The following is an 11,135-nucleotide window of genomic DNA, read 5'->3' as shown; positions in this document are numbered from 1 at the left end:
CCAGCCAGCGCCGGATGATGGCGGGCGGGCGGCGGCGGGGACGTTTCACAGCCGGTCGCCGAAATTCGTCAGATCGACGCGCTTGCCCAGCAGCAGCAGGCGGTCATTGGTCTGCAGGACCGGATCCTCGGCCTTGACGCAGCGGTATTCGGTGCCGCGCATCATGCCCAGCATCTGCACGCCGGGGCCTGCCTTCAGCTCGGACAGGCGGCGCCCGGACAGATGGGCGGGGATCATCAGGTTCACGACCGAAAAGCCGTTGCCCAGACTGACGTAATCCTGCACGGCGGGATTGTTCAGCATCTGCGCGGTGTGGCGGCCCATCTCGGTGCCCGGCATGATCACCCGGTCGGCGCCGATCTTGGACAGGATGCGGTGATGGGTGCGGCTGTCGGCCTTGGCCCAGATCGTGCCGACCCCCACCAGCCGCAGGTTCATCGCGGCGATCACGTTGCTTTCCAGATCGTTGCCGATCGACACCAGCCCGACGTCATAACGGTCCACGCCCGCCTCGCGCAGGGCGCCTTCGTCGGTGGCATCCAGAATGGCGCAGGCGGGCAGCTGTTCGGCAAGGCTGGCCACGCGGCGCGGATCCTTGTCGATGCCCAGCACCTGATTGCCGAAACGCGCCAGCTCGCTGGCCACGACGCTGCCAAAGGCGCCCAGCCCGATCACGACGAAACTGCGGTTCACTTTTCCCATGGGGTTCCCGACACCGGTCAAAACGCACGGATGGTTCTGCCGCTTTGCAGCAACTGTCAAGCGTGCCGCAGCGACGGCCCGCGACCGCCCCGGCCCCCAAGGTGGCCTTTCTGACGGGAATGTGAGACAAGCGTTACTGCTGCGGCGGATTGCCGCCAAGGGTCCATGGACCTCCCACCCGATCAACCTTGCCTGATGAAAGGGACAGATGTCACCGACACCCCCCAAACCGCCCGGCGGACCGCAACCCCCCCGCGACCGGACGCGCGAACGCGATGCGCTGACCGGGCGCTATCCGCCCAACGCGCCGAAAGCCTCGCCGCCGCCGCCTCCGCCCCCCGATGAGGGCGTCGAGCCGCTGCCCGAGCCCGAGGGTCCGACCCAGATCATCGAGACCGACTATACCATCGGTCAGGACAATATAGAACATCAGGGACGGGTGCCTTTCGACATCCACAACCCGGTCTTTGGCATCTCGGCGGCGGCGGTGGTGATCTTTACCGTGGTCACCCTGCTGTTTCCCGGCCAGCTCGAGCCGCTGTTTGCCGGGCTGCGCGACGGGCTGACGTCCAATCTGGACTGGTTCTTCATGATCGCGGGCAACATTTTCGTGCTGCTGTGCCTGGCGCTGATCGTGTCGCCTCTGGGCCGCATCCGCCTTGGCGGACCCGATGCCACGCCCGACTTCACCCTGACCGGCTGGTTCGCGATGCTGTTTGCCGCAGGCATGGGCATCGGGCTGATGTTCTATGGCGTCAGCGAGCCTCTGGGCCATTTCGAGGCCGCGTTGGGCGGCACCGTGATCGAAGACGGCATCCGCACGGACTGGGCGCCCCTTGGCGGCGCGCTGGACGATCCCGAGGCGGCGCGCCGCATCGGGATGGCCGCGACGATCTTTCACTGGGGTCTGCACCCTTGGGCGATCTATGCCGTGGTGGCACTGGCACTGGGGCTGTTCGCCTTTAACAAGGGTCTGCCGCTGACGCTGCGTTCGGTCTTTTATCCGATCTTCGGCGAACGGATCTGGGGCTGGCCCGGCCATATCATCGACATCCTTGCGGTGCTGGCGACGATCTTCGGTCTGGCGACCTCGCTTGGACTGGGGGCCGAGCAGGCGACGGCGGGTCTGTCCTATCTGTTCGGGTTCGAAAACACGAACATGACCAAGGTCATCCTGATCGTGCTGATCACGATGGTCGCGGGCGCCTCGGTCGTCCTCGGCGTCGAAAAGGGCGTCAAGCGGCTGTCCGAACTGAACATGGTTCTGGCCATCGTGCTCTTGGTCTTTGTGATCGCGGTCGGCCCGACCATCGCCATCCTGACCGGGTTCTTCAGCAATCTGGGCGCCTATGCGACCGAGATCATCCCGCTGTCCAATCCCTTTGGCCGCGATGACGACAACTTCCGTCAGGGCTGGACGGCGTTCTACTGGGCGTGGTGGATCAGCTGGTCACCCTTCGTGGGCATGTTCATCGCCCGCGTGTCGCGCGGTCGGACCGTGCGTCAGTTCCTGATCGCGGTGCTGATCGTGCCCTCGCTGATCTCGGTGCTGTGGATGACGGCCCTTGGCGGCACGGCCATCGATCTGACCATCGGCGGGTTCCTGGGCATTCTGGATGCGCCGCTGGAGCTGGAGCTGTTCGAGATGCTGGCCCAACTGCCCTTGTCCTCGGTGACCAGCTTTGTGGGCATCGTGCTGGTGATCGTGTTCTTTGTCACCTCGTCGGACAGCGGCTCGCTGGTGATCGACACGATCGCGGCGGGGGGCAAGATCAACGCGCCCGTCCCGCAGCGGATCTTCTGGGTCAGCGTCGAGGGGCTGGTGGCCATCGCCCTGCTGCTGGGCGGCGGTCTGGCGGCATTGCAGGCCATGGCCGTGTCGACGGGTTTTCCGTTCACCATCGTCCTTCTGGGCGCCTGCTATGCGCTTGTGAAAGGGCTGCTGGCCGAACGGCGGGAACTCGCCTGACCGACTGACTGAAAGGATAGGGAACGGGCGGGGTTTCCCGCCCGTTCTTGTCTTATGGGTGTCGCAATGCGAAAACCCCTGCAAAGACGCCACCAAAGGACCGACGCCGATGAGCGACATCACCGCCAGCGAACGCCGGCTCAGCGCCGCGCTCGACCGTCTGGACAAGCTTCTGGAAGCCGGGGCCCATGCTCCGACCCCCGCCGAGGCCGAAGGGCCGGCGGCCGGTCAGGCCGCGTTCGGCGATCTGCAGGCCCGGCTGGAGGCTGCGACCGAACAATCCGCCCAGCTTTCGGCGGCAAACGAGGATCTGATCGCCGCCAACCGCGACATGCTGGATGCGCAGGCCACCGGCGGCATCGGTGCCGACGAGGCCCGCGCCGCGCTGGAGGCCGAAATCGCCGCCCTGCGCGCCGCCCGGGCCGCCGAAATGGCCCAGATGAGCGAGATCATGGCCGAGCTGGAACGCCTGCTGGCAGGCGACGCCGCCTCGGATGAGGGCGAGGCGCCCCTGGCCGTCCATGCCGCCGCCGAGGCTGCAGGCGACGATGCCGGGCTGCCCGAGGCCCCCACCGGCGAAGCCCCGGCTTCCGAGGCCCCGACCCCCAAGGATGAGGAGCGCAAAGATGGCTGACGTCGATTTCACCATCGGGCACAAGGAATACCGCGTCGGATCAGCCGATGGCGAGGAACGCCTGCTGCAACGCGCGGCGGGCATTCTGGACGGCGAGGCGCGCCAGATCCTGGAACAGGCCGGACGCGTCCCCGAGGCCCGCCTGCTGCTGCTGGCCGGTCTGATGCTGGCCGACCGCTTTGCCGTGCTGGAAGAGCGGGCCGAAAAGGCCGAACGTCTTGTGAACCGCCTGCAGCAGAACCCGCCCCGGGTCGAGGTGCCGGTGATCCCCGCCGATCTGCGCGAAGCGATGGCCGAAATGGCCGCCCGGGCCGAATCGCTGGCCGACCGGCTGGAAGACCAGCAACGGCGTTAACCCGTTCTTCATCTTTGGCGGCGATGCTGGGGCCATGACACAGATGGCCCCGCTTTTGCTGATTCTGGTCCTGATGGGGTGCAGCACGCCCGCGCCCGGCTTTCTGTCCGCGCCCCGTCAGGATGTGATAGTCGACGGCATGCGCTTTGCCGTTTTCGCGCACGGGACCGAGGCTCAGGTGATCCGGCTGGACCGGGCCCGCCGCGCCGATCGCGCCCTGATCGCCGGGCGCATGATGCGGGCGGTCGAACAGGCGAGCGGCTGCACCCCGATCATCGGCAGTCTGGCGCCGCAGGGGGGGCGGGGTTCGGTTGTGGCCCTGCTGGATCTACGATGTCCGCCCTAGCCCTCGGTTCCGTCGCCCAGAAAGGCCGCGAGCGTTTCGGCGACCGCTTCGGGCGCATCCGCATGCAGCCAATGGCCCGCGTCTTTCAGCGTCACGATGCGGACCTGAGGGAAATAGGCGCGCAGAGCCGTCTCTCCGGAGGCATCGACGTAATCCGATGTCGCGCCGCGCAGCGCCATGACCTTGCCCGCAAAACCGCCCGGTGCCAGCCCGTCGGGCCAGCCCACGATCTGGGGCATGGCCGTGCGCAGGGCCCTGAGGTTCAGCCGCCATGCGGGCGGGCTGGCCTTCAGATCAAGGTTCTGCAGCAGAAACGCGCGGATCGACGGGCTGCGGACATGCGCCGACAGCAGGTCATCGGCCTGACTGCGGCGCGTGACGATGGACAGATCCAGCGCCTCCATCGCATCGATATAGGTGGTCTGGTCGTGATCATAGGCGACGGGCGCGATATCCATGACGACCAGCCGCCGAATCAAGTCGGGCCGGCTCAGCGCCAGCACCATTGCGGCCTTGCCGCCCATGGAATGGCCGACCAGATCGACCCGCCCGCCCAGATCGTCGATCAACTGCGCCAGATCATCCGCCAGTGCGGGGTAATCGGCGCGGTCATCCTGCGGGCTGTCGCCGTGATTGCGCAGATCGACCGTCACGACGCGGCGCGTCTGCGCCAACCTGCGGGCCTGCGCGCCCAGATTGCGGCCCTGACCGTAAAGGCCGTGGACCAAAACGATCGGCAAGGCCCCTGTCGGGCCGATGGCGGTGTGATGCAGCTTCATGCGCGCAGCTTACGGCGTCTGGCGTGTCGCTGCCAAGCCGTCTATTCTGCGTCCCATGACACGCAAGACCCACAGTTTCGACGACATCCCCGCCATGGCGGACGAGATCGCGGTGCTGATGGCCTCGCGCCTCGGCGGCGCCCGAAGGGGAGAGCGTCCGCCCCTGCAGGTGATGTTGCGCCGTCGCGGCGGGGCGCTGCCCGCCCGGCTGCGCGCCCGCGCCGCCCGCCTGGCCGAGGCGGATCTTTTATGCGCCCAGCCCAAGATCGCCCGCCAGCTGCCCCGCGACCGGCTTGGCCGCGATCATGCGGCGCTAAGTGCCCATCTGCGGCCCTTGGGCGAATTGTCCCGCTGGCAGGGGCGCGCGACGACCTTTGCGGCCTCGGTCGCCCTGGGCCTGCTGGTGGTGGGCGCGCTGGCGATCTGGATCATGGTGCAGCGCGGCCTGATCTGAGTTGCACAGGCTGCAACCCTGACACCCGCCTGCGGGCCTTGCCAAACCGTTCACAAGCTGGTGTGAGGGCTAACATCCCCAACCCGCGCGCAGGATCCCCTTATGACCCCGACCCCCGATTTCCGCGCCGCCGTGCTGGCGCTGGCGCTTGGTGCCTTTGCCATCGGCACGTCGGAATTCGCGGCGATGGGGCTTTTGCCCTATTTCGCCGCCGATCTGGTCCTGACCGAGCCTCAGGCGGGCCATGTCATCAGCGCCTATGCGCTTGGCGTGGTGGTCGGCGCGCCGGTCACCGCGATTCTGGGTGCGCGCCTGCCGCGGCGGCGCTATCTGGCGGCGCTGATGGCGTTTTACGGGGTCGTGAACCTGCTGGCGGCGGCGATGCCAGATCTGGCGACGCTGACCGGCATGCGCTTTCTGGCGGGCCTGCCGCATGGCGGGTTTCTGGGGGTCGCGATGCTGTACGCCGCCGACGCCCTGCCGCCCGAACAGCGCGGGCGCGGTCTGGCGCGGGTTCTGCTGGGTCTGACGGTCGCCAATATCGTCGGCGTCCCGCTGGCTGGCTGGATGGGGCAAAGCATCGGCTGGCGGTGGGGTTTCGCCATGCCGGGCCTGCTGGCGCTGATCTCGGCCTGGCTGATCCTGCGGGTCGCGCCGCGGGTCGGCGGCAATCCCGATGCCCGCCCCTGGGACGAGCTGGCCGCGCTGAAGAACCCGCAGGTGCTGTGGGTGCTGGCCGTGGGCGCGATCGGCTTTGGCGGGTTGTTCGCGGTCTATGCCTTTCTGACGGCGGGCATTCTGGCCACGACCGATGCGCCCGGCTATGTCATTCCGCTGACGCTGGCGGTCTTTGGGGTGGGCGGCACGCTTGGCACATGGGGTGCGGGCCGCCTGACCGAGATCGTGGGCATCGACCGCGCCGCCTATCTGTCACTGGCCGCGATGGCCGCGACGCAGGGCTTTGCGGCACTGGTCGTGGGCAACTGGCCGATGATGGTCCTGTCCTCGTTCCTGATCGCCGCAGGGGCCGGGCTGGTGATCCCGCTGCAAACGCGGCTGATGGATGTGGCGGGACCGGCGCAGAACATGGCGGCGGCGATGAATCATGCGGCCTTCAACGCGGCCAATGCGCTTGGGCCGTTTCTGGCCGGTCTGGCGCTGGCGGCCGGCTGGGGCTGGCGCGCGCCCGGTCTGGTCGGCGTGGCGCTTACCGCGGCGGGGGCGGTGGCGCTGACGCTGGCGATCCGGCAGGACCGGAAACGCGATCGGGCAGCTGCGGGGCGGGCAACGACCGCAGGATGACCTGCCGCGAGGTCGAGGCGAACTCCCGCCGCCAGGTCACCCACAACACGATAGCCGTGCCCAGCATCAGCGTCCAGGCGCCGGTCAGCCAGCCAAGCGAGCCAAGCGCGAAATAGACGCTGCGCAGCCCGGCGTTGAAGCTGCGCGCGGCGGTGATGTTCAGATCGGCCGCCTGCATCGCGCGGTCCATCGCGTCGGGGTGGTCGGGCCGGTTCGGCACGGCGGCCATCATCACCGCGCAATATCCGAACAGCCGGTGCGCCCAGACAAATTTCAGAAACGCATTGGCCACGAAGAACATCGGCACCAGCAGCCGCAGCTCCCATCCGGTATCGGCGGCGGGGTCCAGCTCCAGCCCGGATGCGATGGTGCGCAGCCGGTCGCCATTGCCGATCAGCGCCAGCAGCCCGCCGGTGGCGATCATGCAGGCGCTGGCGAAGAACGCCGTCCCCTCGCGCAGGCTGGCCAGAATGTTGCCGTCGAAGATGCGCGGTTCCCGGCTGACGAAATAGCGCATCCATTCCCGCCGGTACCGCGTCATCAGCACCGAGACCGAGGGCCGCCCCTGCGGCGGGCGTTCGGTGAACCAGCCGATCCCCAGCCATGCGGCAAACAGACAGACCAGCGCGATCAGGTCGCGCAGCGCCAGAGGATGAGAGGCGAGTTGATCAAGCAGGGTCATGGCGCGACATTAGGGCTGGATCGCGCCGCTTGAAAGCCCCTCTGCACAAGCCTATCGTCGCCCGACACGGCAGGGAGGAGAACCGGCCATGATGCAGATGCCCCCACCCGATGCGTCCGTTCTGGCGCGACGGCAGGCCATCATCGCGGCGTTGCAGGATGCCCTGCCCGGTGCGGTGATCGACGATCCGGCGGAAACGCGGGTCTATGAATGCGATGCGCTGTCGGCCTATCGCTGCACGCCCTTGGCGGTGGTGCTTCCCGCGACGACCGACGAGGTCTCGCGCCTGCTGCGCCTGTGTCACGATCTGCGCGTGCCGGTCGTGCCGCGCGGCGCAGGCACCAGCCTTGCGGGCGGGTCCATGCCCACCGCCGACGCGGTGGTGATCGGGCTGTCGCGGATGACCCAGGTTCTGGAAATCTCGGCTCCCGACCGGCTGATCCGAGTGCAGTCCGGGCGGACGAACCTGTCCGTCTCGGGCGCGGTCGAGGGGCTGGGGTTCTTCTATGCCCCCGACCCCTCCAGCCAGCTGGCCTGCGCCATCGGCGGCAACATCGCGATGAATTCCGGCGGCGCGCATTGCCTGAAATACGGCGTGACGACCAACAATCTGCTGGGTGTGACGCTGGTCCTGATGGACGGATCGGTCGTGACCCTGGGCGGTCCGATGGGCGAGGGGCCGGGTCTGGATCTGCTGGGCGTCGTCTGCGGATCTGAAGGCCAGCTGGGCATCGTGACCGAGGCGACCCTGCGCATCCTGCCCAAACCCGCAGGTGCCCGCCCGGCGCTGATCGGCTTTGACCGGGCTGAAACCGCGGGCGCCTGCGTGGCCGCGATCATCCGCGCCGGCATCATCCCCGTCGCCATCGAATTCATGGACAGCCCCTGCATCCAGGCGACCGAGGCTTTCGCCCATGCCGGATATCCCAATTGCGAGGCTCTGCTGATCGTCGAGGTCGAAGGCACCGCCCCCGAAATCGACGAACAGCTGGCCCTGATCCGCGACATCGCCATGACCTTCGATCCGGTCGAGTTCCGCGAAAGCCGCTCGGACGACGAATCCCTGCGCATCTGGAAGGGCCGCAAATCCGCCTTCGGGGCGATGGGGCAGATGGGCGATTACATCTGTCTGGACGGGACCATCCCGGTCACCGCCCTGCCGCAGGTGCTGTCGGGCATCGGCGATCTGTCGGCGCAATACGGCCTCAAGGTCGCGAATGTGTTCCACGCGGGGGACGGCAACATGCATCCGCTGATCCTCTATGATGCCAATGCCCCGGGCGATCTGGACCGGGCCGAGGCCTTGGGCGCCGACATCCTGCGCCTGTGCGTTCAGGTCGGCGGCTGCCTGACCGGCGAACATGGCGTCGGCATCGAGAAACGCGACCTGATGAGCGTCCAGTTCGACCCGGCCGATCTGGAGGCGCAGATGCTGGTCAAGGACGCCTTCGATCCGCATTGGCTGCTGAACGCCGCCAAGGTCTTTCCGTTGGAGGTCAGCGCGCCGCGCCGCGACCGCCGCCTGAACCGGCCCGCCGATGCGGCCTGAGACCGAGGGCCAGCTGGCCGATCTGATCCGCGCCGCCACCGGTCCCCTGTCCGTCACGGGCGGCACCACGCGTCTGCGACCGGGCGAGGGGCAGGGCACCCGTCTGGACATGACCGGCCTGACGGGCGTGACCCTTTATGAACCCGAGGCACTGACGCTGGTCGTGCGCGCCGGCACCCCGCTCGGCACGGTGCGCGACACGCTGGCCGCAGAAGGCCAGATGCTGGGGTTCGAGCCCTGGGGCGCGCCCGGATCGACCATCGGCGGCGTCGCCGCCAGCAATGTCAGCGGCCCGCGCCGCGTGCAGGCGGGGGCTGCGCGTGACGCGCTGATCGGGGTCCGCTTCGTGGATGGTCAGGGGCAGATCATCCGCAATGGCGGGCGGGTGATGAAGAACGTCACCGGATACGATCTGGTCAAGCTGATGGCGGGCAGTCACGGCACGCTTGGCGCGATCACCGAACTCAGCTTTCGCACCACCCCGCTGCCGCCGGTCACCCTGACGCTGGCGCTGCCCGATCTGGACGCCGCCGATGCCGTCCCGGCCCTGTCCGACGCGCTTGGCGGCCCCTTCGATGTCTCGGGCGCCGCATGGCTGCCGGGTCAGGGCGCGCTGATCCGGCTGGAGGGGCTGTCCGCCTCGGTCACGGCGCGCGCCGCCGATCTGTCCGCCCGCCTCGCCCCCCATGGCCGGGTGCAACAGGCCGACGACGCCTCATGGCTTCTTCTTCATGAAAATATCCAGAATGCCGACAGCGACATCTGGCGCATCGCCTGTCGTCCGTCCGAGGCCGCCACGCTTCTTGCGCATCTGCCGCAGCCTCTGTCGCTGGACTGGGGCGGCGCGCTGATCCATGTGCCGCTGCCCCCCGGCACCGTTCCGACCCTGCCACCCTTTTCCGGCCATGCCCGCCGCATCACCGGCGCGGCCCCCGCGCTGATCCCCGCCACCGATCCGCTGACCGCAAGGCTCGAGGCGGATCTGCGCGCCCGCTTTGATCCGCGCGGCATTTTTCAGGGGGACCGCTGATGCAAACCCATTTCTCGCCCGAACAACTGACCGATCCGGCCACCGCACGGTCGAACAAGATCCTGCGGACCTGCGTGCATTGCGGGTTCTGCACCGCCACCTGCCCGACCTATCAGGTTCTGGGGGACGAACTGGACAGCCCGCGCGGCCGCATCTATCTGATCAAGGAGATGCTGGAACAGGGCCGCCCCGCCGATGCCCGCACCGTCAAGCATATCGACCGCTGTCTGGGCTGTCTCAGCTGCATGACGACCTGTCCATCGGGGGTTCACTACGGTCATCTTCTGGAACATGCCCGCACGCATATCGAGGAAACCTATCGCCGCCCGGTCACCGACCGTCTGCTGCGTTGGGTGCTGAAATTCGTGCTGCCCCATCCGACGCGGTTCCGGCTGGCGCTGCTGGGCGCCAGGATCGCGCGGCCCTTTGCGCGGTTCATGCCGGACAAGCGGCTGCGCGCGATGCTGGACATGGCGCCGTCCTCCATCCCGGCGGTCAGCCGCAATGATGACGGTCAGGTCTTTGCAGCGACCGGGCCCCGCCGGGCGCGGGTCGCGCTGATGATCGGCTGCGCACAGCGGGCGCTGAACACCGATATCAACGACGCGACCATCCGCCTGTTGCAGCGCGCCGGGGTCGAGGTGGTGATCCCGCACTCCTTCGGCTGCTGCGGCGCGCTGACCCTGCATATGGGCGACGAGGCCGATGGCCGCGCCCGCGCCCGCGACAGCATTGCCCGGTTGTTGGCGACCGAGGCCGCCGGGCCGCTGGATGCGGTGATCATCAACACCTCTGGTTGCGGAACGACCATCAAGGATTACGGCCATCTGTTCGCGGGCGATCCGCTGCAGGCAGACGCCGCCCGCGTCGCGGGACTGGCCCGGGATGTGACCGAATTTCTGGCAGGCCTCGGACTGCCCGACCGGGTGGGCGACGCGGGCCTGGGCATGCGCGTCGCCTATCACTCGGCCTGTTCGCTGCAGCATGGCCAGCAGATCAAGTCGGCCCCCAAGGATCTGTTGGGCGCGATGGGCTTTCAGGTGCTGGAACCTGCCGATCCGCATCTGTGCTGCGGCTCGGCGGGCACCTACAACCTGTTGCAGCCCGAACTGTCTGATGCGCTGAAGACCCGCAAGGTTGCCACGCTGCAGGCGCTTGCCCCGCAGGTCATCGCGGCGGGCAATATAGGCTGCATGATGCAGATCGGCGGCGGCACGCGCGTCCCGGTCGTCCATACGGTCGAGCTGCTGGACTGGGCCACGGGCGGACCGAAACCTGCGGCGATCACGGATGCGTGAGGTCGCTTGAAGCGGTCTCGGGCGGGGCTAAATCC

The 11,135-nt window shown here is 68.0% G+C and carries 12 protein-coding genes; 9 read left to right on the top strand and 3 right to left on the bottom strand.

Annotated elements, in window-relative coordinates:
* Positions 1 to 45: 45 nt before the first annotated feature.
* Positions 46 to 702 carry a potassium channel family protein gene (locus tag EG885_RS14865; protein WP_131575970.1) on the bottom strand — a complete coding sequence of 219 codons (657 nt, stop codon included), beginning with the start codon at positions 700 to 702 and terminating at the stop codon, positions 46 to 48.
* 208 nt (positions 703 to 910) lie between these two features.
* On the opposite strand from EG885_RS14865, the gene EG885_RS14860 reads away from it, so the two are divergent.
* From EG885_RS14860 to EG885_RS14845, 4 genes are all read left to right on the top strand, one after another.
* Positions 911 to 2,671 (top strand): BCCT family transporter, encoded by a 1,761-nt coding sequence (locus EG885_RS14860; protein ID WP_131575968.1) that lies wholly within the window; start codon positions 911 to 913, stop codon positions 2,669 to 2,671.
* Between the two features lie 109 nt (positions 2,672 to 2,780).
* Positions 2,781 to 3,305 carry a hypothetical protein gene (locus EG885_RS14855; protein WP_207392293.1) on the top strand — a complete coding sequence of 175 codons (525 nt, stop codon included), beginning with the start codon at positions 2,781 to 2,783 and terminating at the stop codon, positions 3,303 to 3,305.
* Positions 3,298 to 3,660 (top strand): cell division protein ZapA, encoded by a 363-nt coding sequence (gene zapA / locus EG885_RS14850; RefSeq protein WP_131575965.1) that lies wholly within the window; start codon positions 3,298 to 3,300, stop codon positions 3,658 to 3,660. Before EG885_RS14855 ends, zapA begins: the two co-directional genes overlap by 8 nt.
* Before the next feature lie 34 nt (positions 3,661 to 3,694).
* Positions 3,695 to 4,006 carry a hypothetical protein gene (locus EG885_RS14845; RefSeq protein WP_131575963.1) on the top strand — a complete coding sequence of 104 codons (312 nt, stop codon included), beginning with the start codon at positions 3,695 to 3,697 and terminating at the stop codon, positions 4,004 to 4,006.
* Here EG885_RS14845 and EG885_RS14840 read toward each other — a convergent pair.
* Positions 4,003 to 4,785 carry an alpha/beta fold hydrolase gene (locus EG885_RS14840; protein WP_131575960.1) on the bottom strand — a complete coding sequence of 261 codons (783 nt, stop codon included), beginning with the start codon at positions 4,783 to 4,785 and terminating at the stop codon, positions 4,003 to 4,005. The genes EG885_RS14845 and EG885_RS14840 overlap by 4 nt on opposite strands.
* 55 nt (positions 4,786 to 4,840) lie before the next feature.
* Between EG885_RS14840 and EG885_RS14835 the strand changes: the two genes are divergently transcribed.
* Complete coding sequence (locus EG885_RS14835; RefSeq protein WP_131575958.1) at positions 4,841 to 5,239, top strand: hypothetical protein; 399 nt, start codon at positions 4,841 to 4,843, stop codon at positions 5,237 to 5,239.
* A 102-nt stretch (positions 5,240 to 5,341) separates the two neighbouring features.
* A complete protein-coding gene (locus EG885_RS14830; protein WP_131575955.1) occupies positions 5,342 to 6,541 on the top strand; it encodes an MFS transporter in 1,200 nt (399 codons plus the stop codon).
* Here the strand turns inward: EG885_RS14830 and EG885_RS14825 are convergent.
* Entirely contained in the window at positions 6,447 to 7,223 is a 777-nt protein-coding gene (locus EG885_RS14825; protein ID WP_131575953.1) for a DUF599 domain-containing protein, read from the bottom strand. The genes EG885_RS14830 and EG885_RS14825 overlap by 95 nt on opposite strands.
* A gap of 91 nt (positions 7,224 to 7,314) precedes the next feature.
* Between EG885_RS14825 and EG885_RS14820 the strand changes: the two genes are divergently transcribed.
* Genes EG885_RS14820 through glcF form a run of 3 tightly spaced genes read left to right on the top strand, consistent with a single transcriptional unit; the run spans position 7,315 to position 11,100 of the window.
* The gene (locus tag EG885_RS14820) at positions 7,315 to 8,772 is read left to right on the top strand and encodes an FAD-linked oxidase C-terminal domain-containing protein (protein ID WP_131575982.1); all 1,458 of its coding nucleotides are present in this window, start codon (positions 7,315 to 7,317) and stop codon (positions 8,770 to 8,772) included.
* Entirely contained in the window at positions 8,762 to 9,802 is a 1,041-nt protein-coding gene (locus EG885_RS14815; protein WP_131575951.1) for an FAD-binding protein, read from the top strand. Before EG885_RS14820 ends, EG885_RS14815 begins: the two co-directional genes overlap by 11 nt.
* Positions 9,802 to 11,100: a glycolate oxidase subunit GlcF gene (gene glcF, locus EG885_RS14810; protein WP_131575949.1), complete on the top strand. Its 1,299-nt coding sequence runs from the start codon at positions 9,802 to 9,804 to the stop codon at positions 11,098 to 11,100. The genes EG885_RS14815 and glcF overlap by 1 nt, the downstream gene beginning before the upstream one ends.
* The last annotated feature ends 35 nt before the right edge of the window (positions 11,101 to 11,135 follow it).

This window comes from Paracoccus nototheniae, assembly GCF_004335005.1.
Taxonomy (GTDB): domain Bacteria; phylum Pseudomonadota; class Alphaproteobacteria; order Rhodobacterales; family Rhodobacteraceae; genus Paracoccus; species Paracoccus nototheniae.
This window is presented reverse-complemented; position numbering and strand designations above follow the sequence as displayed.

Excerpts from the sequence above, each read along its gene's own strand:
- EG885_RS14865 (WP_131575970.1), bottom strand. The coding sequence starts at position 702 with ATGGGAAAAGTGAACCGCAGTTTCGTCGTGATCGGGCTGGGCGCCTTT.
- EG885_RS14860 (WP_131575968.1), top strand. The coding sequence starts at position 911 with ATGTCACCGACACCCCCCAAACCGCCCGGCGGACCGCAACCCCCCCGC.
- EG885_RS14855 (WP_207392293.1), top strand. The coding sequence starts at position 2,781 with ATGAGCGACATCACCGCCAGCGAACGCCGGCTCAGCGCCGCGCTCGAC.
- zapA (WP_131575965.1), top strand. The coding sequence starts at position 3,298 with ATGGCTGACGTCGATTTCACCATCGGGCACAAGGAATACCGCGTCGGA.
- EG885_RS14845 (WP_131575963.1), top strand. The coding sequence starts at position 3,695 with ATGACACAGATGGCCCCGCTTTTGCTGATTCTGGTCCTGATGGGGTGC.
- EG885_RS14840 (WP_131575960.1), bottom strand. The coding sequence starts at position 4,785 with ATGAAGCTGCATCACACCGCCATCGGCCCGACAGGGGCCTTGCCGATC.
- EG885_RS14835 (WP_131575958.1), top strand. The coding sequence starts at position 4,841 with ATGACACGCAAGACCCACAGTTTCGACGACATCCCCGCCATGGCGGAC.
- EG885_RS14830 (WP_131575955.1), top strand. The coding sequence starts at position 5,342 with ATGACCCCGACCCCCGATTTCCGCGCCGCCGTGCTGGCGCTGGCGCTT.
- EG885_RS14825 (WP_131575953.1), bottom strand. The coding sequence starts at position 7,223 with ATGACCCTGCTTGATCAACTCGCCTCTCATCCTCTGGCGCTGCGCGAC.
- EG885_RS14820 (WP_131575982.1), top strand. The coding sequence starts at position 7,315 with ATGCAGATGCCCCCACCCGATGCGTCCGTTCTGGCGCGACGGCAGGCC.
- EG885_RS14815 (WP_131575951.1), top strand. The coding sequence starts at position 8,762 with ATGCGGCCTGAGACCGAGGGCCAGCTGGCCGATCTGATCCGCGCCGCC.
- glcF (WP_131575949.1), top strand. The coding sequence starts at position 9,802 with ATGCAAACCCATTTCTCGCCCGAACAACTGACCGATCCGGCCACCGCA.